This window comes from Pseudomonas sp. MWU13-3659, from assembly GCF_023757525.1.
Classification (GTDB): Bacteria; Pseudomonadota; Gammaproteobacteria; order Pseudomonadales; family Pseudomonadaceae; genus Aquipseudomonas; species Aquipseudomonas entomophila_E.
Genome location: NZ_JAMSHW010000001.1, coordinates 390,693 through 414,468 on the forward strand (window position 1 = coordinate 390,693; position 23,776 = coordinate 414,468).

At 65.0% G+C, this 23,776-nt stretch carries 19 protein-coding genes and 1 pseudogene; 5 read left to right on the forward strand and 15 right to left on the reverse strand.

Annotated elements, in window-relative coordinates; genetic code table 11:
- Positions 1-5: 5 nt before the first annotated feature.
- The 6 genes from hutI to hutC form a co-directional block, all read right to left on the reverse strand.
- Positions 6-1,211: an imidazolonepropionase gene (gene hutI, locus NGM28_RS01745; protein ID WP_252088486.1), complete on the reverse strand. Its 1,206-nt coding sequence runs from the start codon at positions 1,209-1,211 to the stop codon at positions 6-8.
- Positions 1,212-1,230: 19 nt separating this feature from the next.
- Positions 1,231-2,634: an L-histidine transporter HutT gene (locus NGM28_RS01750; RefSeq protein ID WP_240066927.1), complete on the reverse strand. Its 1,404-nt coding sequence runs from the start codon at positions 2,632-2,634 to the stop codon at positions 1,231-1,233.
- A gap of 105 nt (positions 2,635-2,739) precedes the next feature.
- Complete coding sequence (hutH, locus tag NGM28_RS01755) at positions 2,740-4,299, reverse strand: histidine ammonia-lyase (RefSeq protein WP_252088487.1); 1,560 nt, start codon at positions 4,297-4,299, stop codon at positions 2,740-2,742.
- Positions 4,300-4,357: 58 nt separating this feature from the next.
- Entirely contained in the window at positions 4,358-6,031 is a 1,674-nt protein-coding gene (hutU, locus tag NGM28_RS01760) for a urocanate hydratase (protein WP_011536088.1), read from the reverse strand.
- 250 nt (positions 6,032-6,281) lie between these two features.
- On the reverse strand, positions 6,282-6,854 hold the full coding sequence (locus NGM28_RS01765; RefSeq protein ID WP_252088488.1) for a HutD/Ves family protein: 573 nt from the start codon (positions 6,852-6,854) through the stop codon (positions 6,282-6,284).
- Positions 6,851-7,561, reverse strand: coding sequence for a histidine utilization transcriptional repressor HutC (gene hutC, locus NGM28_RS01770; RefSeq protein ID WP_162042970.1), 711 nt, complete (start codon positions 7,559-7,561; stop codon positions 6,851-6,853). The genes NGM28_RS01765 and hutC overlap by 4 nt, the downstream gene beginning before the upstream one ends.
- Before the next feature lie 145 nt (positions 7,562-7,706).
- Between hutC and NGM28_RS01775 the strand changes: the two genes are divergently transcribed.
- Positions 7,707-9,071, forward strand: coding sequence for a formimidoylglutamate deiminase (locus tag NGM28_RS01775; protein ID WP_252088489.1), 1,365 nt, complete (start codon positions 7,707-7,709; stop codon positions 9,069-9,071).
- A 130-nt stretch (positions 9,072-9,201) separates the two neighbouring features.
- Here the strand turns inward: NGM28_RS01775 and NGM28_RS01780 are convergent, their stop codons facing one another.
- Positions 9,202-9,774 carry a lipocalin family protein gene (locus tag NGM28_RS01780; RefSeq protein ID WP_240066932.1) on the reverse strand — a complete coding sequence of 191 codons (573 nt, stop codon included), beginning with the start codon at positions 9,772-9,774 and terminating at the stop codon, positions 9,202-9,204.
- A complete protein-coding gene (bamE, locus tag NGM28_RS01785; RefSeq protein WP_240066933.1) occupies positions 9,771-10,025 on the reverse strand; it encodes an outer membrane protein assembly factor BamE domain-containing protein in 255 nt (84 codons plus the stop codon). Before bamE ends, NGM28_RS01780 begins: the two co-directional genes overlap by 4 nt.
- Positions 10,026-10,249: 224 nt before the next feature.
- Between bamE and NGM28_RS28880 the strand changes: the two are divergent.
- Together NGM28_RS28880 and NGM28_RS28885 are read left to right on the forward strand one after the other, a co-directional pair.
- Positions 10,250-11,287: pseudogene (locus NGM28_RS28880) on the forward strand (HAMP domain-containing protein); the annotation flags it as partial.
- A gap of 129 nt (positions 11,288-11,416) precedes the next feature.
- On the forward strand, positions 11,417-12,142 hold the full coding sequence (locus NGM28_RS28885) for a methyl-accepting chemotaxis protein (protein WP_420806634.1): 726 nt from the start codon (positions 11,417-11,419) through the stop codon (positions 12,140-12,142).
- A 119-nt stretch (positions 12,143-12,261) separates the two neighbouring features.
- Here NGM28_RS28885 and NGM28_RS01795 read toward each other — a convergent pair whose 3' ends face one another.
- The 3 genes from NGM28_RS01795 to NGM28_RS01805 form a co-directional block, all read right to left on the reverse strand.
- Positions 12,262-12,858, reverse strand: a complete 597-nt coding sequence (locus tag NGM28_RS01795) for a DUF924 family protein (RefSeq protein ID WP_252088491.1) — start codon at positions 12,856-12,858, stop codon at positions 12,262-12,264.
- A 3-nt stretch (positions 12,859-12,861) separates the two neighbouring features.
- On the reverse strand, positions 12,862-13,872 hold the full coding sequence (locus NGM28_RS01800; protein WP_011536096.1) for a class 1 fructose-bisphosphatase: 1,011 nt from the start codon (positions 13,870-13,872) through the stop codon (positions 12,862-12,864).
- A gap of 208 nt (positions 13,873-14,080) precedes the next feature.
- Positions 14,081-16,546, reverse strand: a complete 2,466-nt coding sequence (locus NGM28_RS01805; RefSeq protein ID WP_252088492.1) for a glycogen/starch/alpha-glucan phosphorylase — start codon at positions 16,544-16,546, stop codon at positions 14,081-14,083.
- A 198-nt stretch (positions 16,547-16,744) separates the two neighbouring features.
- On the opposite strand from NGM28_RS01805, the gene NGM28_RS01810 reads away from it, so the two are divergent.
- On the forward strand, positions 16,745-17,149 hold the full coding sequence (locus NGM28_RS01810; protein ID WP_011536098.1) for a YkgJ family cysteine cluster protein: 405 nt from the start codon (positions 16,745-16,747) through the stop codon (positions 17,147-17,149).
- A gap of 13 nt (positions 17,150-17,162) precedes the next feature.
- Here NGM28_RS01810 and NGM28_RS01815 read toward each other — a convergent pair whose 3' ends face one another.
- On the reverse strand, positions 17,163-17,321 hold the full coding sequence (locus tag NGM28_RS01815; protein ID WP_009681539.1) for a YqaE/Pmp3 family membrane protein: 159 nt from the start codon (positions 17,319-17,321) through the stop codon (positions 17,163-17,165).
- Between the two features lie 166 nt (positions 17,322-17,487).
- Positions 17,488-18,765: an aspartate aminotransferase family protein gene (locus tag NGM28_RS01820; protein ID WP_252088493.1), complete on the reverse strand. Its 1,278-nt coding sequence runs from the start codon at positions 18,763-18,765 to the stop codon at positions 17,488-17,490.
- 210 nt (positions 18,766-18,975) lie between these two features.
- On the opposite strand from NGM28_RS01820, the gene NGM28_RS01825 reads away from it, so the two are divergent.
- Complete coding sequence (locus tag NGM28_RS01825) at positions 18,976-19,899, forward strand: LysR family transcriptional regulator (protein ID WP_252088494.1); 924 nt, start codon at positions 18,976-18,978, stop codon at positions 19,897-19,899.
- 387 nt (positions 19,900-20,286) lie between these two features.
- Here the strand turns inward: NGM28_RS01825 and NGM28_RS01830 are convergent, their stop codons facing one another.
- Together NGM28_RS01830 and NGM28_RS01835 are read right to left on the reverse strand one after the other, a co-directional pair.
- A complete protein-coding gene (locus NGM28_RS01830; RefSeq protein ID WP_252088495.1) occupies positions 20,287-22,065 on the reverse strand; it encodes an acyl-CoA dehydrogenase C-terminal domain-containing protein in 1,779 nt (592 codons plus the stop codon).
- A gap of 123 nt (positions 22,066-22,188) precedes the next feature.
- Entirely contained in the window at positions 22,189-23,472 is a 1,284-nt protein-coding gene (locus NGM28_RS01835; RefSeq protein WP_240066899.1) for a GGDEF domain-containing protein, read from the reverse strand.
- Positions 23,473-23,776: the final 304 nt, after the last annotated feature.

Consider the following 23,776-nt stretch of genomic DNA (forward strand, 5'->3'; position numbering starts at 1 on the left):
CTCGCTCAATTGGATATTTCATGGCCCAGGCGCACCACGCGCTTGGGCAGGTCGCCGCCGAGCCAGTAGCTGAGGTCGGCTGGGCGCTCGATCTGCCAGGCGACGAAGTCCGCCACCTTGCCCACTTCCAGCGAACCATGGCTGTGGCCCAGCCCCAGCGCGGTGGCGGCGTGCAGGGTGACGCCGGCCAGGGCCTCTTCCGGGGTCATGCGGAAACAGGTGCACCCCATATTCAGCATCAGGCGCAGCGAAAGCCCCGGCGAGGTGCCGGGGTTAAGGTCGCTGGCCAGGGCAATCTTCACCCCATGGCGGCGCAAGGCATCCATCGGCGGCAGCTGGGTTTCACGCAGGAAGTAGAACGCACCCGGCAGCAGCACGGCGACCGTGCCAGCCTTGGCCATGGCGATGGCGTCCTCTTCAGTCATGAACTCCAGGTGGTCGGCCGACAGCGCCTGGTAGCGTGCCGCCAGGCTCGAACCGTGCAGCGACGACAACTGCTCGGCGTGCAGCTTGACCGGCAGCCCCAGCGCGCGCGCCTTGATGAACAGGCGCTCGACCTGGGCTGGCGAGAACGCCAGGTGTTCGCAGAACGCATCCACCGCATCCACCAGCCCCTCGGTGGCCAGTGCCGGGAGCATCTGCTCGCAGATATGGTCGATGTAGTCGTCCGCCCTGCCCGCGTATTCCGGCGGCAGGGCGTGGGCGGCCAGGCAGGTGTTGCGCACGGTCACTGGCAGTTCCTCGCCCAGGCGCCGGGCGACGCGCAGCATCTTGCGTTCGTTCTCGAGGTCCAGGCCGTAGCCGGACTTGATCTCGATCGTGGTCACACCGTCGCGCATCAGCGCCTGGACCCGCTGGCGGGCACTGGCCAGCAGCGCGTCCTCGCTGGCCGCGCGGGTGGCCCGCACGGTGCTGGCGATACCACCGCCCTGGGCGGCGATCTCGGCATAGCTCACGCCCTGCAGGCGCTGTTCGAACTCGCCGCTGCGGTTGCCACCGAACACCGCGTGGGTGTGGCAGTCGATCAGCCCAGGCGTCACCCAGGCGCCGCCCAGGTCGACGACGCGGTCGGCCGCGACCGGCGGTACCTCACCGCGCGGGCCGATCCATTCGATCAGGCCAGCGCTGATGACGATTGCCGCGTCCTCGATGACCGAGTAACGGCCCTCGGTCATGGTCGCTGCGTGGCAGTGCTGCCAGAGGGTTCTCATCAGGATCTCCTTGTAAGCTTCAACGGTGCAGCTCGACAGGCTCCTGGGCCGGCTCGCCCCGGCCCGCGCGCGGCTTGCACCACAGCAGGTAGGATGCCACCAGGAACACCACCCAGATCACGCCGACGATCAACGCTGCCTGGGTGTCGGGGAAGTAGCCGAGCACACCGAAGATGAACACCATGAAGGCAATGGCCAGGGCCGGGCCATAAGGCCAGAACGGTACCGGGAACTTGAGCTGGGCGACCTCTTCGCGGCTCATGCTGCGGCGCATGGCCACCTGGGTGACCAGGATCATCAGCCACACCCACACGGTAGCGAACGTCGCGATGGAGGCGATCAGCAGGAACACGTTCTCTGGGATCAGGTAGTTGAGCAGCACGCCAACCAGCAGCGCCGCGCCCATCACCACCACGGTCATCCACGGCACGCCGTGTTTCGACAGCTTGCCGAAGCCACGCGGCGCCTGGCCGTGCTGGGCCAGGCCGTACATCATGCGGCCGGCGCCGAAGATGTCGCTGTTGATCGCCGAGATAGCTGCCGAGATCACCACGATATTGAGCACGGCCGCGGCGGAACCGATCCCCAGGTTGCTGAAGATCTGCACGAACGGGCTGCCCTGGCTGCCGATCTGCGGCCACGGGTAGAGGCACATCAGCACCAACAGGGTGAGCACATAGAACAGCAGGATACGCAGTGGTACGGCGTTGATCGCCTTGGGGATCACGCGCTGTGGGTCCTTCGCCTCACCGGCGGTGACGCCGATGATCTCGATGCCGCCGAAGGCGAACATCACCACCGCGAACGAAGCGATCAGGCCACTGACACCATTGGGCATGAAGCCGCCATGCTCGAACAGGTTGCTCACCCCGACCGCGTGCCCGGTACCCACCTGGCTGAAGCCGAAGGCCATGATGCCGAGGCCGGCGAGGATCATCGCGACGATGGCGCCGACCTTGAGCAGCGACAGCCAGAATTCCATCTCGCCGAAGACCCGCACGTTGCACAGGTTCAGGCCGCCGATCAGGAAGACGATGCCCAGCACCCAGATCCAGCGGGCGACCTCGGGGAACCAGAAGCCCATGTAGATACCGAAGGCCGTCACGTCGGCGATGGCGACGATGACCATCTCGAAGGCGTAGGTCCAGCCGAGGATGAAGCCGGCCATGGGGCCGAGGTAGGTGCTGGCGTAGTGACCGAAGGAGCCGGCCACCGGGTTGTGCACGGCCATCTCACCGAGGGCGCGCATCACCATGAACACTGCGGCGCCACCGATCAGGTAGGCCAGCAGCACGGCCGGGCCGGCCATCTGGATGGCCGAGGCGGAGCCGTAGAAAAGCCCGGTACCGATTGCCGAACCGAGCGCCATGAAACGGATATGCCGGGCCGATAGCCCGCGCTTGAGACCTTGAGCTTGTTGCATGTCACGTCCTTATTGTTGTTCTGGTCGTGAGTATGAGGGCCGTTCGCCGGCAAGCCGGCTCCTACAGAGAACCCCGTAGGAGCCGGCTTGCCGGCGAATGCGGTATCACAGGCTAGGCAGAACCCCAGCCGGCAGCAGGCCAGTCAAGGTGCCGTTGGCCAGCAGCGTGGAGGCTGCTTCGATGTCCGGCGCGAAGAAACGGTCGCGGTCATAGTGCGGCACTTCGCGGCGCAGCGCCTGGCGCGCCTGCTCCAGCTTGACCGAGGTCTTCAGCCCCTTGCGCAGGTCCAGGCCCTGGCAGGCGCCCAGCCATTCGATGGCCAACACGCCACGGGTGTTCTCGGCCATTTCCCATAGACGCTTGCCAGCGGCCGGGGCCATCGACACGTGGTCTTCCTGGTTGGCCGAGGTCGGCAGGCTGTCGACGCTGTGCGGGTGCGACAGCGCCTTGTTCTCGCTGGCCAGCGCGGCGGCGGTGACCTGGGCGATCATGAAGCCGGAGTTGACCCCACCGTTCTCCACCAGGAACGGCGGCAGCTGGGACATGTGCTTGTCCATCATCAGCGAGATGCGACGCTCGCTCAGCGAGCCGATCTCGGCGATCGCCAGGGCGAGGTTGTCGGCGGCCATGGCCACAGGTTCGGCGTGGAAGTTGCCACCGGAAATCACGTCACCCTCGGCGGCGAACACCAGCGGGTTGTCCGACACGGCGTTGGCTTCGATGCCCAGCACCTCGGCGGCCTGGCGAATCTGGGTCAGGCAGGCGCCCATGACCTGTGGTTGGCAGCGCAGGGAGTACGGATCCTGGACCTTGTCGCAGTTCTTGTGCGACAGCGACACTTCGCTGGAATCACCCAGCAGGTCACGGAAGCAGGCAGCGGTGTCGATCTGGCCGCGCTGGCCACGCACTTCATGGATGCGCGCATCGAACGGTGAACGCGAACCCAGCGCCGCCTCGACGCTCAGGCCGCCACAGGCGATGGCCGCGGCGTACAGGTCTTCGGCCTGGAACAGGCCGCGCAGGGCGTAGGCGGTGGATGCCTGGGTGCCGTTGAGCAGCGCCAGGCCTTCTTTTGCGGCGAGCGTCAGCGGCTCCAGGCCAGCGACGGCCAGGGCTTCGGTGGCCGACAACCACTGGCCCTGGTAGCGGGCCTTGCCCTCGCCCAGCAGCACCAGCGACATATGCGCCAGCGGGGCCAGGTCGCCGGAGGCGCCGACCGAGCCCTTGAGCGGGATGTGCGGGTAGACTTCGGCGTTGACCAGGGCGATCAGCGCGTCGATCACTTTGCGACGGATACCGGAGAAGCCACGGCTGAGGCTGTTGATCTTGAGCACCATGATCAGGCGCACCAGGCTGTCGTCCAGCGGCGCGCCGATACCGGCGGCGTGGGACAGCACCAGCGAGCGCTGCAGGTTCTCGAGGTCATGGCTGGCGATGCGGGTCGAGGCCAGCAGGCCGAAACCGGTGTTGATGCCGTAGGCGGTGCGGTCTTCGGCGATGATCTGCTCGACGCAGGCGACGCTGGCGTCGATGGCCGGCGCGGCGCTGGCATCCAGCTGCAGGCGTACAGGCGCGGCATGGATGGCACGCAGTTGGGCCAGGGTCAGGGTGCCGGGCTTGAGGGTCAATTCGGTCACTTCGCTACTCCAATCGCTTGGGGCCATCGGGCCCCTTCTTGTTGTTCAGTATCACCCCTGAGGGGTGCGATCCAAAGCGCGGCGATCAGCCAGTGATCATCGGCAGGTCCAGGCCCTGCTCCTTGGCGCAGTCGATGGCGATCTGGTAACCGGCATCGGCGTGGCGCATCACGCCGGTCCCTGGGTCGTTGGTCAGGACGCGGGCGATACGCTCGGCCGCTTCATCGGTACCGTCACAGACGATGACCATGCCCGAATGCTGGGAGAAGCCCATGCCCACGCCACCGCCGTGGTGCAGCGAAACCCAGGTGGCGCCGCCCGCGGTGTTGAGCAGGGCGTTGAGCAGCGGCCAGTCGGAGACCGCGTCGGAGCCGTCGCGCATGGCTTCGGTCTCGCGGTTGGGGCTGGACACCGAGCCCGAGTCCAGGTGGTCACGGCCGATGACGACCGGCGCCGAGAGCTCGCCGCTGCGCACCATTTCGTTGAACGCCAGGCCCAGCTTGGCGCGCAGGCCCAGGCCAACCCAGCAGATACGCGCCGGCAGGCCCTGGAAGCTGATGCGCTCGCGGGCCATGTCCAGCCAGCGGTGCAGGTGGGCGTCGTCGGGGATCAGTTCCTTGACCTTGGCGTCGGTCTTGTAGATGTCTTCGGCGTCGCCCGACAGCGCGGCCCAGCGGAACGGGCCGACACCGCGGCAGAACAGCGGGCGGATGTAGGCCGGCACGAAGCCCGGGAAGTCGAAGGCGTTGGCCACGCCCTCTTCCTTGGCCATCTGGCGGATGTTGTTGCCGTAGTCGAAGGTCGGGATGCCCTGCTTCTGGAAGTCGAGCATGGCTTTGACGTGCACGGCCATCGATTGCTTGGCGGCCTTGACCACGGCAGCCGGGTCGGTCTGGGCGCGGTCGCGGTACTGCTCCCAGGTCCAGCCAGCCGGCAGGTAGCCGTTGAGCGGGTCGTGGGCGCTGGTCTGGTCGGTGACCATGTCTGGGCGCACGCCACGCTTGACCAGCTCTGGCAGGATTTCGGCGGCGTTGCCGTGCAGGGCGATGGAGATGGCCTTGCCTTCGGCGGTGTACTTGGCGATGCGTGCCAAGGCGTCATCCAGGTCAGTGGCCTGTTCATCGACGTAGCGGGTTTCCAGGCGGAAATCGATGCGGCTCTGCTGGCACTCGATGTTCAGCGAACAGGCGCCGGCAAGCGTTGCGGCCAATGGCTGGGCGCCGCCCATGCCACCCAGGCCCGCAGTCAGTACCCACTTGCCCTTGAGGCTGCCGTTGTAGTGCTGGCGGCCAGCCTCGACGAAGGTTTCGTAGGTGCCCTGGACGATGCCCTGGCTGCCGATGTAGATCCAGCTGCCGGCGGTCATCTGGCCGTACATGGCCAGGCCTTTCGCGTCCAGCTCGTTGAAGTGCTCCCAGTTGGCCCAGTGCGGCACCAGGTTGGAGTTGGCGATCAGCACGCGCGGGGCATTGCTGTGGGTCTTGAACACGCCGACCGGCTTGCCCGACTGCACCAGCAGGGTTTCGTCGTCTTCCAGGCGGGTCAGGGTCTCGACGATCTTGTCGTAGCACTCCCAGTTGCGCGCGGCGCGGCCGATGCCGCCGTACACCACCAGCTCTTTGGGGTTTTCGGCGACCTGCGGGTCGAGGTTGTTCATCAGCATGCGCAGCGGGGCTTCGGTCAGCCAGCTCTTGGCGGTCAGCTTGTTGCCACGCGGGGCGCGGATTTCTACGTCACGGTATTTGTTGTTGTCAGTCACGGGAAAGGTCCTCTGCGGTCATCCGACGGCATGTGTGTGTCGTGGCGACTATACAAACACATCTTTACTTGTATGTACAAGCATAGGCAACCAAAAAAGACCGACCGTTCCTCGGGTGAAAAATGAAAAGGGGCCGCTGCGCGACCCTTTCGCGGCACAAGGCCGCTCCTACAGGATTGCGCATGACCTGTAGGAGCGGCCTTGTGCCGCGAAAGGGCTGCGCAGCAGCCCCAGTTCACAGATTACGAATTCAGCGAGCCACCAGCTCGATCAGGCAGAACCGCCCCTGCACATCCAGCTCCAGCAACCCCTCGTTGCCATCGATCCGCAGGCAGTCATAGCGTCCAAGCTCCTGCGTGCCCTGCCCGGCCAGCGCCACCTCGACATGATTGCTCGCGGCAAACAGCAACACCGTCGACGCCGAACTGAACAACCGGCTGGAGCCATCGAACCACTGCAAGCGCGCCTGATACCGCTGCGGCGCATAGATCAGGTTGAAATCGCGAATCGCCCCACCCAGCAACTTGCAGCTGACCTGGCTCTCGCCACTGAAGGCGAACGCATCGAACGGCAGCAGCGGACGGCTGGCCTGCCCGTCGACCAGCAGGCGCATGCCATCACCCTGAAGCACGGTGATGATCCGCTGATAGCCGGCGAAGGTGGAAAAACCACCAGACTCCTCGATATCGGCGATCGACAGGCGCCAGCCGAAGCCATCCAGGCTGTCGCCGGCGTCACGGGTGATCTCTTCGGTGAAACCACCACCGTTCTTCCAAGGCATGCGCGGGTAGTCATGGGCGCGCAACAGCTGCAGCTGGCTCATTTGCTGAATCGTCCTTCAAGGCGATGACGGGAACCGGGGTGGATCAGGCGCGCGGCGGTCACCGGTTGGCGGCCCGACCAGGTGCGGCGGCGGATCAACAGGCAAGGCTCGCCCCGCTCGATCTGCAACAGCTTGCATTCTTCAGGCTCGGCGAGGATGGCCTCGACCACGTGCTCACCCTCGGTGAGCGGCGCGACCTGCGACAGGTAAGCGTAGGGCGTCTGCCGGGTGAAGTCCTGCTTGAGGTAGTCCGGGGCGATGGCCGCGTTGACATAGCGGTCCTCGATCTGCACCGGCACGCCGTTCTCGTAATGCACGATCAGCGAGTGGAACACCCGCTGGCCTTCGCGCATGTCCAGGGCCAGGGCGCGCTCGGAGCCGGCGGCTTCCTCGGCGAGCTTGATCACCTGGCAGCTATGCTGGTGGCCACGGCCGGCGATCTCGTCGGCGATGTTGTTGACCTCGAACAGCGCCGAGCGGGTCTTGGGTTCGGCGACGAAGGTGCCGACGCCCTGCATGCGCACCAGCAGGCCCTCGGCGGTCAGCTCGCGCAGCGCGCGGTTGATGGTCATGCGGCTGAAGCCCAGCTCGTTGACCAGTTCGCTCTCGGAAGGCACCCGATGATGAGGCGGCCAGCTGCCGCTCTCGATCTGCTGGATGATCATCTGTTTCACCCGGGCGTAGAGCGGCGCCGGCCCTTCGCCCATCTGGGCAACCAGCGCGGAGACAGGAAGTGTCGGCACGGCGTTGAGTCCTTGTACGGTTGGAGTGAACGGTAGCTTGCCGGAGTTTACCCGGCAGGCAAACGGCTGTATATGTATATACAAGTTGAACAATAACAGGATTTCACCGATGCCAGCCTTTTTCGCCGAACGCGCCCTGCTCCCCACGGGCTGGGCCCGCAATGTCCGTCTGGAGGTCGCCGCCGATGGCCGACTGGCCGCGATCATGGCCGATGCCGACGCCGAAGGCGCCGAGCGCCTGGCCGGCCCGTTGCTGCCGGGCATGCCCAACCTGCACTCGCACGCGTTCCAACGGGCCATGGCGGGGCTGGCGGAAGTGGCCGGCAACCCCAATGACAGTTTCTGGACCTGGCGCGATCTCATGTATCGCCTGGTCGGGCGCATCACCCCCGAGCAGTTGCAAGTCATCGCCCGCCAGCTCTACATCGAGATGCTCAAGGCCGGCTACACCTCGGTGGCGGAATTCCACTACGTGCACCATGACCAGGCCGGCCAGCGCTACGCCGATCCGGCCGAGCTGTCCCGGCGCATCAGCGCCGCCGCAGCGGCAAGCGGCATTGGCCTGACCCTGCTGCCGGTGCTCTACAGCCATTCGGGCTTTGGCGGGCAGGCGCCCAATGAGGGGCAGCGCCGCTTCATCAACTCGACCGAACAGTACCTGCAACTGCAGCAACAGCTTGCCCCGCTGCTGGCGCAACAGCCGGCGCAGCAACTGGGGCTGTGCTTCCACTCCTTGCGCGCGGTCACCCCAGGGCAGATCGCCGATGTGCTGGGCGCCAGCGACAAGGCTTGCCCGATCCATATCCACATCGCCGAGCAACAGAAGGAAGTCGACGACTGCCTGGCCTGGAGCCGCCGCCGCCCACTGCAATGGCTGTACGAGCATGTCGAGGTGGATGAGCGCTGGTGCCTGGTTCACGCCACCCACGCCGAAGCCGACGAAGTCGCCGCCATGGCCCGCAGTGGCGCGGTGGCCGGGCTGTGCCTGACCACCGAGGCCAACCTGGGCGATGGCATCTTCCCGGCCGTGGATTTCCTGGCCCAAAACGGGCGAATGGGGATCGGTTCGGACAGCCATGTGTCGCTTAGTGTGGTCGAGGAGCTACGCTGGCTGGAATATGGCCAGCGCCTGCGCGACCAACGGCGCAACCGGCTGTATCGCGCGGACCAGCCGATGGTCGGGCGGACCTTGTACGACGCCGCGCTGGTAGGCGGTGCCCAGGCGCTGGGGCAGCCGATCGGCGAACTGGCGGTGGGCAAACGGGCTGACTGGCTGGTGCTGGATGGGCAGGACCCGTACCTGGCCGTGGCCGATGGCGATGCCATCCTGAACCGCTGGCTGTTCGCCGGTGGCGACCGCCAGGTCCGCGATGTCATGGTCAACGGCCAGTGGGTGGTGCGCCAGGGGCGGCATGAACAGGAAGAGGCAAGCGCGGTGGCGTTTATCGAGGTACTGCGCCAGCTCCTGGCCTGAGCACATATCCTGTAGGAGCGGCTTCAGCCGCGATGCAAACAACGCGGTGCCAGCCCCCGGCCTTGCCGGGGTTCGCGGCTAAAGCCGCTCCTACAGGCCCCTGCGACTCAAGCATTCAAGCCTTACGGCCTCAATGCCGGGCGACGATGTCCTTGTCCGGCGTGCGCCAGATCAGCCGACGGGTATCGAAGCCCTGCTGCCGCGCCCTGGCCAGCAGGTTCTCCCGCTCCCAGGCCGGCAACGAAGGCGTGCGCGAAAGTATCCACAGGTACTTGCGGTCCGGGCTGCCGACGATCGCCGTGCGATAGCGATCGTCCACATAGAGGATCCAGTACGCGCCCTTGGCCACGCCAGGCACCAGCCGGGTGAACCAGTTGTCGAACTCCACCCACAGCTTGTCGGTGTGCCCCGGCTGCTGCGGCGTGGCATGCCCTTCTGCGCGCAGCCACTCATCGCCCATGGTGCGGCAGCGATTGAGCACGCCCACGCTGCCGTCCGGCTTCAGGTTGTAGTGGGCCTCGGACTGGGCGCAGCCGTCCTGGTACTTCATCGGCAGGCGCGCCAGCTCGAACCACTTGCCCTGGTAACGCTTCAGATCGACCGCACCTGCGGTCTTCGGTGCCAGCGGGTCGGTGGCCGAGGTGGCGCAGCCACCCAGCAGCATCACCAGGCAAACCCCCAACAGCAGGTGCAGGCGCCTCATTTGAGCCCCTGACCGGAATACATCAGGACCTTGTCGGCAGCGTACTGCACGCTGATGAAGCTCTTCTCGTCACCCCAGGTGCAGCTGCTCATGCCCAGCGCGCCGGAACACTCTTTCGGTGTACCGAGCAGTTGCTCGACATCGGCCTTGTTCATGCCGGCCTTGAGCTTGGAATAGTTTTCCTGGTTGATCTTGCTGCAGGCAGTCAGGACGACGCACAAGGACAACAGGGCGAGGGAACGCAACGACATGAAGGGACACTCCTGGAGATAGGTACACAGGTACGAGGGCCTGCAGGGAGCTTAGAAGGGAAAATGGCTGCTCGGTTCCCTGCCCGTCGAGGTTTCGTTGTGCGCCGTTGGTCGCCTGGTGCGCAAACGATTAATGTTTTATCCCGGCGTACCGACACAGAGCCGTGGTGTGGCCTTTTGCCGCACCCACCCCTCCTTCGTGCCCGTGCGCAGACTTCAAAAAAATGACCAAGAACCTCAAGTTCAGCCACAAGATCCTGCTGGCCGCCGCCCTGGTGGTCGCTGTTGCCTTCACCTGCTTCGTCCTGTTCAACGACTACCGACAGCGCCAGTCGCTGCGCAGCGACACGGAGTCGACGTTGCAGTCACTGGGCAACCTCACCGCCGGCAACATCCGCACCTGGCTCGACAGCCGCATCCAGCTGGTGAACTCGGTGGCCCAGCAGGTCGCCGTCGACGGCCCGGGCAAGAACAGCCTCGACCGCATCCTGGCGCTGCCGGTGTATGGCAGCAACTTCATCCTCACCTACTTCGGCGGCCAGGACGGCAGCATGCAGTCGGTGCCGGTGGGCAACCGCGCCGCCGACTACGACCCGCGCGTGCGCGGCTGGTACAAAGCGGCCAGCGCGGCGGGCCAGACCATCGTCACCGAGCCGTACATCTCGGTTTCGGCCGGCAAGCTGGTGATCACCCTCGCCACCCCGGTGCAACAAGGTGGGCGCATGATCGGCGTGAGCGGCGTGGACACCGACCTGCAGACCATCAGCAACCTGATCAACACCCTGGACTTCGGCGGCCGCGGGCATGCCTTCATCGTCAACGGCGAAGGCAAGGTGCTCATCCACCCCAAGGCCGAGCTGGCGCTCAAGACCCTGGCCGATGTCTATCCCGGCAGCGCCCTGCGCATCGGCAGCGGCCTTGAAGAGGTCGAAGTCGACGGCCGCAAGCAGTTCATCAGTTTCACCCATGTCGACGGCGTGCCGTCGGCGGACTGGTACGTGGCGCTAGTGCTGGACCAGGACGCGGCCTTCGCCATGCTGGGTGAACTGCGCACCTCGGCGGTGGTGGCGACGCTGATCGCCGTGGTGGTGATCATCGCCCTGCTGGGCTTGCTGATCCGCGTGCTGATGGAGCCACTGCACGTCATGGGCCGCGCCATGCGCGATATCGCCGAGGGCGAAGGCGACCTGACCCGGCGCCTGAACATCCACGCCCAGGACGAGTTCGGCAGCCTGGCGCAGTCGTTCAACCGCTTCGTCGAGCGGATCCACGAATCCATCCGTGAAGTGGCCTCGGCCACCGGCCAGGTGAATGCCGTGGCCGGCCAGGTGGTCAATGCCTCCAACGCCTCGATCCACAACGCCGACCAGCAGTCGAGCCGCACCAGCAGCGTGGCCGCGGCGATCAATCAGCTGGGTGCCGCCGCCCAGGAAATCGCCCAGAACGCCGCCCTCGCCTCGCAGCACTCCAGCGCCGCCCGAGGCCTGGCCGAGGAAGGCCAGCAAGTGGTCGGCGAGACCATCGACGTGATGAACCAGCTGTCGGCACGCATCAGTGACGCCAGCGGCAACATCGAGACCCTGAACAACCACACGGCGAACATCGGCCAGATCCTCGACGTGATCAGTGGCATCTCGCAGCAGACCAACCTGCTGGCGCTCAACGCTGCGATCGAGGCTGCCCGCGCCGGTGAGGCCGGCCGTGGCTTCGCCGTGGTGGCGGACGAGGTGCGCAACCTGGCCCACCGCACCCAGGACTCGGCGCAGCAGGTACAGCGCCTGATCGAGGAACTGCAGGCCGGCGCCCAGGTGGCGGTCAGCACCATGAACCAGAGCCAGGCGCACAGCGACCGCAGCGTGGGCATCGCCAACCAGGCCGGCGAACGCCTGGGCAGCGTCACCCAGCGCATCGGCGAGATCGATGGCATGAACCAGTCGGTGGCCACCGCCACCGAAGAGCAGACGGCCGTGGTCGAGTCGATCAATGTCGACATCAACGAGATCAATACGTTGAACCAGGAAGGGGTGCACAACCTGCAGAGCACCTTGCGTGCCTGCACCGACCTGGAACATCAGGTCGAGCGGTTGAAGCACCTGGTGGGTAGCTTCAGGATCTGATCATGGCCCGGGGCCGCGTTGCGGCCCATTCGCGGCACAAGGCCGCTCCTACAGAGATTCGCAATCCCCTGTAGGAGCGGCCTTGTGCCGCGAAAGGCCTGCGCAGCAGGCCCGGCAATTCAGAAGCGGGACCCAGGCTCCAGCAAGAAGTCCATCTCCTCGCTCGTACTCGGCCGCCCCAGCACCAGGTTGCGGTGCGGGAAGCGCCCGAACCGGGCAATCACCCGCTGGTGCTGTTCTGCGTAGTCGAGGAAACCTTCGAACAACCGGCGGTTGGCCTCGGGTTGCTCAGCCAGCAGCGCCTGATAGCGCTCGACGCACAGGTTCTGCCAGTCCAGCACCTCGGCATGCTCCAACACCAGCAGCACGAACACCCGCTGGATGGGGAGCAGCTGGTGGTCCCAGTCCTTCTGCAGGCCTTGCATGGCCACGACCTGCGCCCGTCGGTCGCCTTCAAAGGCAAGCGGCGTGTCGCGGTGGAGCATGCGCGGCAGCTGATCGAGCAGCAGGATCAGGCCCAGCCAGCCCTGCGGGCTCTGCTGCCACTCGTCAAGGCCGCCCGCCAGGGCCTGCGTGCACAAGTCGCCGAAGCGCTCGCGCGCCTCGTCGTCGTGGTGCTTGCCAAACCACAGCGTGCTCTTCTCGTCAGCCACGGCCTGGGGACTGGCGCCCCAACCGAACCACCATTCCAGCAACGGCTGCCAAGGTGCGAGCATGACTTACTCCTTGTGGTAGGCGGTGACGCGCTCGACCTCTTCCTTCGAGCCGAGGATGACCGACACGCGCTGGTGCAGGCTCTCCGGCTTGATGTCGAGGATGCGATCGTAACCGTTGGTGGAGGCGCCGCCGGCCTGCTCGATGATGAAGGACATAGGGTTGGCCTCGTACATCAGGCGCAGCTTGCCCGGCTTGCTCGGTTCACGGGCGTCGCGCGGGTACATGAACAGGCCGCCACGGGTCAGGATGCGGTGCACGTCGGCCACCATCGAGGCGATCCAGCGCATGTTGTAGTTCTTTTTCAGCGGGCCGGTCTCACCGGCCAGCAGCTCGCCCACGTAACGCTGTACCGGGGCTTCCCAGTGACGCTGGTTGGACATGTTGATGGCGAATTCGGCGGTGGTTTCCGGTACACGGATGTTTTCGTGGGTGAGCACGAAGCTGCCCAGCTCGCGGTCCAGGGTGAAGCCCTTGACGCCGTTGCCCAGGGTCAGGATCAGCATGGTCTGCGGGCCATAGATGGCGTAACCGGCGGCGACCTGCTCGGTGCCAGGCTGCAGGAAGGCCGCTTCGTTGAGGCTTTCGTTCTGGCTCAGGTACTGGTTAGGGCAACGCAGTACCGAGAAGATGGTGCCGACCGAGACGTTGACGTCGATGTTCGACGAACCGTCCAACGGGTCGAAGACCAGCAGGTAGGCGCCTTTGGGGTATTTGCCCGGGATCTGGTAGGCGTTGTCCATTTCCTCGGACGCCATGCCGGCCAGGTGGCCGCCCCACTCGTTGGCTTCGAGCAGGATGTCGTTGGAGATCACGTCGAGCTTCTTCTGCACCTCGCCCTGCACGTTTTCGGTGCCCATGCTGCCCAGCACGCCGCCGAGGGCGCCCTTGGACACGTGGTGGCTGATCTCCTTGCACGCACGCGCCACCACTTCGATCAGGAAGCGCAGATCGGCAGGGGTATTGTTGCTGCGGGTCTGCTCAATCAGATAGCGACTCAGGGTAACGCGGGACATGTATGGCTCCGAAATGGAAAGGGTGAGAAAAACCCCCGCAGTTTACAGGGAGAGTGCAGCGCTAGCGAGCAAAGAGACTCGTCGGGCGGGCTTGAGTTCAGCGAGAGGCCGGTCAGTGGTCGGCTTGGGCCCTGCGTAGCGGCGGTTCGCCGGCAAGGCCGGCTCCTACGGGTACGTGCAGGAGCCGGCTTGCCGGCGAACCGCTAGCTCAATCCAAAGCCTTCCAGATCTCGGTCGCATACTCGCGAATGGTCCGGTCCGACGAAAACCAGCCCATCCGCGCCGTATTGAGCACTGCCATGCGCCACCAGTCCTGCGGCGCATGCCACAACTCCTCGACCCGGCGCTGGGCATCCCAGTAGGCGTCGAAATCGGCGCACACCAGGAAGCGGTCATAGGCGACCAGCCCGTCGACCAAACCGGCATAGCGCGCCGGATCGTCCGGCGAGAACACTCCGCTGCGGATCGCCTGCAACACATCCCCCAGGCGGTGCGAGGCGCCGATCGCCGCAGCGGCGCCAAAATCACCACTGCGCTTGCGCGCCTCCACCTGCTGGGCGGTCAGGCCGAAGATGAACATGTTCTCCGCCCCCACCTGCTCGCACATCTCGACGTTGGCGCCGTCGAGGGTACCGATGGTCAGCGCGCCGTTGAGGCCGAACTTCATGTTGCTGGTACCGGATGCCTCGTAGCCGGCGGTGGATATCTGCTCGGACAGGTCCGCCGCGGGGATGATGCTCTCGGCCAGGCTGACGTTGTAGTTGGGCAGGAACACTACCTTGAGCAGGCCACGCACGGTGGGGTCGTTGTTGACCACCCGGGCGATGTCGTTGGCCAGCTTGATGATCAGCTTGGCCTGGTGATAGCTGGCCGCGGCCTTGCCGGCGAAAATCTTCACCCGCGGCACCCAGTCGATGCCGGGGTCGTTGCGAATGGCCTGGTACAGCGCCACGGTGTGCAGCAGGTTGAGCAACTGGCGCTTGTACTCGTGGATACGCTTGACCTGCACGTCGAACAACGCCTCCGGGTTGATCGTCACCCCCAGGCGGTCCTGGATGATGCTGGCCAGCGCGCGCTTGCTGTGCAGGCGCTGGGCGGCGAACTGCGCGCGGAAGGTGGCTTTGTCGGCGAACGGCACCAGCGCCTTGAGCCTGCCCTCCGGGTCGTCCAGCACCTCCGGGCCCAGGGCCTCGATCAGCATGGCGGTAAGCGGCGGGTTGGACTGGTACAGCCAGCGGCGGAAGGTAATGCCGTTGGTCTTGTTGTTGATCCGCTGCGGGTAGAGCTTGTGCAGCTCGGCGAACACCGTGCTCTTCATCAACTTGCTGTGCAGCGCCGACACACCGTTGACGCTGTGCGAACCGAGGAAGGCCAGGTTGCCCATGCGCACCCGCCGGCCATTGTCTTCCTCGATCAGCGACACCGCGCGCAGCACGTCGAAGTCGTGCAGGCCTTTGGCCCGCAGCGAATCGATGTGATAGGCGTTGATCAAATAGATGATCTGCATGTGCCGCGGCAGCATGCGCTCCATCAACGCCACCGGCCAGGTTTCCAGCGCCTCGGGCAGCAGGGTGTGGTTGGTGTAGGCCAGGGTGCCAACGGTCAGCTGCCAGGCCTTGTCCCAGGGAATCTCATGCTGGTCGACCAGCAGGCGCATCAACTCTGCGACCGCGATCGACGGGTGCGTGTCATTGAGCTGGATCGCGGCGGCATCCGGCAGGTTGAGCAAAGTTTCATGCATGTTCAGGTGACGGCGCAGCAGATCCTGCAACGAGGCGGAGACGAAGAAATACTCCTGGCGCAGGCGCAGTTCCTGCCCGGCCTCGGTACTGTCGGCCGGGTACAGCACCCGCGAGATGCTTTCGGCACGCGCCACTTCAGCCACCGCCCCCAAGTGATCGCCAGCATTGAAACGCTCCAGGTGCAGCTCTTCCAGGGCCCGGGCACGCCACAGGCGCAAGGTGTTGACGCTGGCCCCGCGCCAGCCGACCACCGGCGTGTCGTAGGCCACCGCCCGCACCGTCTCGCCTGGCCACCAGACCTGGTGCTGCTGGCCACCGGCTTCAGTCACGGTCTCGACGCTGCCGCCGAAGCTGATCGGGTAGATCACCTCGGCCCGCTCGAATTCCCAGGGGTTGCCGAAGTCCAGCCAGTTCTCGGTCTGCTCCTGCTGCCAGCCATCGACCACCGCCTGGCGGAACAGGCCGTGTTCGTAACGGATGCCATAGCCGTGGGCGGCGATGCCCAAGGTCGACATGCTCTCCATGAAGCACGCCGCCAACCGCCCCAGGCCACCGTTGCCCAGCGCCGCGTCGGGCTCGAGCAGGCGGATGCGCTCGAGGTCCACGTCCAGCCCTTGCAGGGCCTCGCGGGCAATCTCCAGGTAACCGAGGTTGCTCAGGCTGTCGTACAGCAAGCGGCCGATGAGGAATTCGAGGGAGAGGTAGTAGACGCGCTTCTGGCTGCGGCGGTAGGCCCGCCGGGTGTGGTCCATCCAGTGATCGACCATGTGATCGCGGGCCGCCAGGGCGATGGCTTCGAACCAGTCGTGGTCGAAGGCGTGCTCCGGGTCCTTGCCGACCGCGTAGGTCAGCTTGGCCAGCACGGCGGCGCGAAAGGCCGCCACCTCTGCACTATGGTCCTTTTCGTCACGGGCTTCGGTTTCCTGGGACATGGGGCATCCTCGGGCAAATGGGCGAAAGCGCAGGGAGAGTGTTCAGCCTAGACGCTCTGACACGGAGCGACAGCGACGGTTCGCGGTTTTCATCGAGCACCGGCAAACCCGGCAAAAGGTTGTTCACAATTTGAACAACTCCGGTATCATCGCGCGCCCTGAAACCGTGATTTCCCTTGCAAGAATAAAACCGCAACCATGAAACCGACCCTGATCGCCGCCGCCGAAGTCGACCGCCTGGAGACCTGGCAGCGTTACGCCAGCCACATGTGCGGCGGCTGCCACTCGACCTGCTGCACCCTGCCGGTGGAGGTGAAGATCAAGGATCTGATCCGCATTGGCGTGGTGGATGAATTCGAGAAAGACGAGCCGCCGAAGAACATCGCCAAGCGCCTGCAGAAGGACGGCATCATCGAGCGCTTCAACCAGAAGTCGGGGATCTTCACCCTGACCCGGATGAGCAACGACGACTGCCTCTATCTGGACCGCAAGAGCCGCCTGTGCACCATTTATGACAAGCGCCCGGACACCTGCCGCAATCACCCGAAGATCGGGCCGCGGCCAGGCTACTGCGCATACAAGCCGAAGGTGGCCAGCCGCTGAGGCCGGCCTCGGCTCAACGCTTGGCGATGATGTACACCGCATGGACGATCCCTGGGATATAGCCCAGCAGGGTCAGCAGGATATTCAGCCAGAACGCCCCACCGAACCCGACCTGGAGGAACACCCCCAGTGGCGGCAGGATGATGGCGATGATGATGCGGATGAAGTCCATGGGGTACGCTCCTTGAAGGGTTTCAACACAGACCCGCCGCCCAGCACAGAGGTTCCACCGCCGCGCGCGCGGCAAAAAAAACGCCCCGGGCCAAATACTGCAGGCCAGGGGCGATGCGCAGAAACGCGAGACGGTTCGTTGAAATTCAATTTGCCGGGGCGGCCGTTCAGGCCGATACCTCGCGGCGGCCCTGCTGCCGGGCATGCAGGCGGGCGAAGGCGCCGGCCAGGCGTACCAGCATCTCGTCGATGTTGCCCTTGCTCACGGTCAGGGCTGGCGAGAAGCGCAGCACATCGGCCTGCGGGGCGTTGAGCAGCAAGCCTTCCTGCAGCGCCGCCTCGACCAGCTCACCAGCCTCGGCCGCTTGCAACTGCATGGCCCACAACAGGCCCTGGCCACGCACCTCGCCCTGGCCATAGCGCCCGGCCAGGCGGCTGAGGCCATCGCGCAGATGACGGCCGCTGTCTTGCACGTGTTCGAGGAAGCCGGGCTCCTGCACCGTGCGCAACACGGCCAGGCCGGCCGCGCTCATCAACGCGTTGCCGTGGTGGCTGCCCTCCAGCTCCCCCGGTTCGGCGCAGCAGGCGCTGCCCCGTGCCAGCAGCGCGGCCAATGGCACGCCGCCACCCAGGCCTTTGCCCAAGGTGATGATGTCGGCGCGTACGCCGTAGGTTTCTTCCGCCAGCAGCGCGCCGCAGCGCCCGATGCCGGTCTGTACCTCATCGAGAATCAGCAGGATGCCCAGCTCACGGCACAGCCGTTCGACGCCCTGGAGGTAGTCCCGGGTCGCCGGGATCACCCCGGCCTCGCCCTGGATCGGCTCGAGCATGATCGCCACGGTGCGCGAATCGACCTCCGCATGCAGCGCCGCGAGGTCGTTGAACGGCACCTTGCTGAAACCTGGCAGGCCTGGTTCGCAGCGGTTGCATGGCAGCGGATCGGAAGCCGACAACGCCCCCAGGCTACGGCCATGACAGCCCTGGCTGGCGGTGATGATGTGGTAGGCACCATTACGGTGCAGTTGGCCCCATTTGCGCGCCAGCTTGATTGCCCCTTCGCAAGCTTCGGCGCCGCTGTTGAGCAGGTAGGCCTGGTCGCTGCCGGTGCTCTGGCACAGCCGGTCGACCAGGCTCAGCAGGCCATGGCTATGCAAACCCGAGCCAGGGTTGATCAACGCCTGGGCCTGGTCGCCCAGCGCCTTGACCAGCACGCTCGGGCTGTGGCCGAGGCTGTTGACCGCGCAGCCCTGGGTGAAGTCCAGGAAGGCATGCCCTTCGCTGTCCCACAGCCAGGAGCCCTGGCCACGCACAAACACCTGCGGCGCATGTGCGGTGCTGGGCATCAAGCGATTGCGGGCAGTCTGCGCCGGGGCCGCCTCGGCGGCCGGTGCACGCTTTGGCTCTGCCGGCGCAGGGGCCGGACGGCGCAGGTTGAACAGGTTCATCGAGGTTCCAGCCTTTCACGGTCGTGAGCGGTCAAGGCCCGGTCTGGCGCCGGGTGATGAATATTTTGCCTTGCCTATCAAAAGTGTTTCTCATCCGGGGTAACAATCTTCGCAATGATCGCTGTAACCCTCTGGAATACGGCGATAGACTAGGCGCCAAGGCACGCTGGGGCCATTCCGATTTTCCAGCTTTTTCGATAAGTGTTGCTTATGTATTTCCGCCAACTGCGCTATTTCGTCGCGGTCTATGAAGAAGGCCATGTAGGCCGCGCCGCCGAGCGCCTGTCGCTGTCCCAGCCGGCCCTTTCACAACAGATCCGCCAGCTCGAGCACAGCCTCGACCTGAACCTGTTCGAGCGCAGCAACAAACGCCTGCTGCCTACCCTGGCCGCCCATACCCTGTACAACCATGCCCTGCCCTTGCTCGATGGCTTGCAACGGGCCCACGAAGCCATGCGCAACTTCAAGGGCCAGTCGTTGCGCACCTTGGCTATCGGTGTGCTGCAGACCGTGAGGCCGAGCCTGGTGCCGCAGCTGCTGGAGCGCGTGCGCCGTGCGCAGCCGCATCTTGTGGTGCAGATCTACGAACTGTCGGGGCTGGAGATCGAGCGGCGCCTGCTCAATGGCAGCCTGGACATCGGCATCAGCTACCTGCCGCCGCGCCAACCCGGCCTGCATGGCTTGATGCTGTACGAGGACGAGCTGCAGTTGGTCATTCCCAACAACCACCCGCTCAAGGACTTCAAGAAAGTCTCGATCCGCCAGGCGGCGGAGCTGCCGATGCTGATGCTGGGAGAGGAGTTCCAGATCCGCCAGATCTGGAAGGCACAGCTGGCCAACCTGGGGCGCAGGCCGCAGGTGCAGGCAGAGATGAACAACATGGCGGGGATCCTCGACAGCCTGGCGCACACCGCGCTGGCGACCATCCTGCCCGGGCGGGCCAAGGATGCCGCGGAGGATGACCAGGCGCTGTTGTGGAAACCATTGAGCGAGCCGCGGGTACCGCTGAAGGTCGGCCTGGTGTTTCGCGATGCCCAGCGCCAGCAAGCCTCGGTCGAGCTGCTGCGAACCCTGCTGGAGGAAGAGACCGACGCACGTCAGCTTGGCGTGTCGCCACTGGATGTGCTTGGCTGAAACACGCGCACAAAGAAAACCCCGCCGAAGCGGGGTTTTCCAGACTGTTTCCCTGTGACTTCCCTTTCACCCCGCCATCCTGGCAGGAAATCCTACGGTGTCCCTGTTCTGTCCATTGCGCTTCCTGCGCTCCGTCCATGTAAGAAAGAGTAACCGTGGATCCAATCTTAGGAAAGAGGAGAAAAGTCACCACGTCGTGTAGGAGAATGCTTACACGAAATGACCTCTCCAAACGTAGGAAACGACAAGGGGCTGCATCGCAGCCCCCTCTATGGATTACACCCGTCTTTATGTGAAGGCCAGGCTACCGAGGTTCGCCGGCAAGCCGGCTCCTACAGGTTCGGCGCTCTCCGTGTAGGAGCCGGCTTGCCGGCGAACGGGCCCGACTCAGAACTGCGCGGCATCCAGCAGGTACAGCGATTCGCTCCCCGCCTTCACCGAAGCCACCAGCGAATGAACCCGCGGCAGCAAGCGCGCGAAGTAGAAGCGCGCGGTCCCCAGCTTGGCGCCATAGAAATCGGCATCACCCTCACCCGCCTGGGCGGCACGCGCCATCAACGCCCACATGTAGGCATAGGCGACATAACCGAACGCATGCAGGTACTCGACCGATGCGGCACCGATCTCGTTGGGGTTGCCCTTGGCCTTGTCCAGCACCCAGGCGGTCAGCTCGTCGAGCTGGTCGAGGGAAGCCGCCAATGGCTTGGTGAACTCACCCAGTTCGCCACCGGCACTGGCGATGAACTGGCGGACTTCGTCGGCAAACAGCTGGTAGTAGGCACCACCGCTGGCCACCACCTTGCGGCCCATCAGGTCCAGTGCCTGGATGCCGTTGGTGCCTTCGTAGATCTGGGTGATGCGCACGTCGCGCACCAGTTGTTCCTGGCCCCACTCACGGATATAGCCATGGCCACCGAACACTTGCTGGCCGTGCACAGTGCACTCCAGGCCCAGGTCGGTGAGGAACGCCTTGGCCACCGGGGTCAGCAGCGCCACCAGTTCCTCGCTGCGCTTGCGGGTGGCGGCGTCTTCGCTGTACTTGGCGCTGTCGAGCTGCATCGCCACATAGGTGGAGAACGCGCGACCGCCTTCGGTCAGCGCCTTCATGGTCAGCAGCATGCGGCGCACATCCGGGTGGACGATGATCGGATCGGCCACCTTGTCTTTCGCTTGCGGGCCGGTCGGAGCACGGCTTTGCAGACGGTCGCGGGCGTACTCCACGGCGTTCTGGTAGGAGCGCTCGGCCGAAGCCAGGCCCTGGATGCCAACGCCAAGACGTTCGTAGTTCATCATGGTGAACATGGCCGCCAGGCCCTTGTTCGGCTCGCCGACGATGTAGCCGACCGCTTCGTCGAAGTTCATCACGCAGGTGGCCGAGCCCTGGATGCCCATCTTGTGCTCGATCGAGCCGCAGTTGGCGGGGTTGCGCGCGCCCAGGCTGCCATCCTGGTTGACCAGGAACTTGGGCACCAGGAACAGCGAGATGCCTTTCGGGCCCGCCGGGGCGTCCGGCAGCTTGGCCAGCACCAGGTGGATGATGTTCTCGGTGAGGTCGTGCTCGCCGCCGGTGATGAAGATCTTGGTGCCGCTGACCTTGTAGCTGCCATCGGCCTGCGGTTCGGCCTTGGTGCGGATGATCCCCAGGTCGGTGCCGGCATGGGGCTCGGTGAGGCACATGGAGCCCGCCCAGACACCCGCGTACATGTTCGGCAGGTACTGTTCCTTGAGCGCTTCGCTGGCGTGGGCGTTGATCGACAGGCAGGCGCCGGCGGTCAGCATCGGGTACAGGCCGAAGGCCAGGCTCGAAGCGTTGACCATCTCCTCGACCTGGGCCGAGATCACCTTGGGCATGCCCATGCCACCCAACAGCGGATCACCGCCAACACCCACCCAACCACCTTCGGCATAGGTCTTGTAGGCGTCAATGAAGCCTGCCGGGGTGCGTACCGCGCCGTTGTCCCAATGGCAGCCCTCTTCGTCGGCGGCGCGGCTCAGCGGAGCGATGGTCTTGCCAGTGACCTTGCCGGCTTCCTCAAGTACCGCCATGGCGGTGTCCGCGTCGACCACTTCGGCCAGGGCGGGCAGCTGCGACCAGAGCTCGGCCACGTTGAAGACTTCATTGAGGACGAAGCCCATGTCACGCAGGGGCGCTTTATATTCAGCCATGACAACCTCTCGCTATCGGGGTCGGGGCGGCCCGTCGGGGCCGCGGCACTGGGATGAACGCAGTGTAACCGAACAACTTTTACGAGACATAGGGTCATCATGCGACTGAATAGTCGCAGATAGTCACGCCATGCGAACGGCGCCACGCCGTGATTGCTGACCGAAGGTCATCACACAGTTGCGCCCCGCGCCCTTGGCGCTGTAGAGCGCCTGGTCGGCGGACTTGAGCACTTCGTCGGGGTTGCGGTGATCGACCTGACGCTCGGCGACACCGATGCTGATGGTCACCGACACCGTGCTGCTGGCCCCGCCCCCTCGGCGCTGCCGGCCGGCAGAGTCATCATTGGGGCGGCTGTTCTGGTCCCGTAGCTGAATAGCGTAGTTGGCGATCATCTCGCGCACCGCCTCCAGGTGGGGCAGGCATTCCTCGGCGGTCTTGCCGGCGAATACCAGGGCGAACTCCTCGCCGCCATAGCGGTAGGCGCGCCCACCTCCGGTGACCTTGGACAAACGGCTGGCGACCAGCCGCAACACCTGGTCGCCGACATCGTGGCCGTGGGTGTCGTTGAATTTCTTGAAGTGGTCGACGTCGGTCATGGCAATCACATAGTTGCGCCCCAGCCGCTGCATGCGCTCGTTCAGCGCACGGCGCCCCGGCAGGCCGGTCAGCTCGTCGCGGAAGGCCATCTGGTAGGCCTCGTGGGAAACCGCCGCGGCGATCATCAGCATCACCTGGCTGCACATGATGTTGAGGGTGAAGGGCAGGATGAAGGTCTTGGGCAGCATCCAGAAGATGCCGATCAGGCCGATGACCTGCGCCGCGTGCAGCGGCCTGGGTTCACGCAGGTACTGCACCACCAGCAAGATGAATACCGCCAGGAACAGCGGGTAGGCCAGTTGGATCAGGCTCATCCACTGCCCGTGCAGCGATGGCCAGCGGATCTCCGCCAGCCAGCCCAGCAGAGCCTCTGGGAAGCTCTGTTCCAGAGCCACCGCTACGCTGCCGACGGCGAACAGCACGGCAAACCGGGCGAGCATGTCCTGGGCCAGGTGGGTGCGCTCCTGCCAGGCGGCATACAAGCCGAACAACGCGGGCAACAACAGGCAGACCAGGTGGAAGATCACCGCGGCGTCGTCGCGCACCCGGCCATTGTCTCGGTAGTAGTCGGTCTGGGTGTCGAGCAGAAAGTAGGCGATGTACACCGCCACCATCAGGAACAGCTCGCGCTGGCGGCGGTACACGGCGCAGTAGGCGCCCCCCAGCAGCAGCACCAAGGTGGGAAGAACGTTGAACAGCGATGTGAAGAAGACGCTGAGGTCTCTTACATAGGCTGCCGCAAGCCCTGCCAGCAACAGAATCAGCGAAGGCAGGAAATGGCTCGCGCGTACAGCGGATAGACGAAACAAGGGTAATCTCCGACCCGGCAGATCAATAATGGCATTGTGCCCCTACTTCATCGGCAGTGCACATGAATAGATGAATACAGATGCCCGCTTTAACGGCAGATCAGGGGCGAAGCTTGAGACTTTCTCGTTACTGGATGCGACACCTGGTCGGATTCTTCATGTTCACGCGGTTCCTGTAGGAGCGGATTTATCCGCGAATGCGTCGGTGAACCCACCGCCATCATCGCGGCTGAAGCCGCTCCTACAGGGAGCAAAAAAAACCGCCTGCCGGTGAGGGCAGGCGGTTTTTCGTACAACCGGCGGG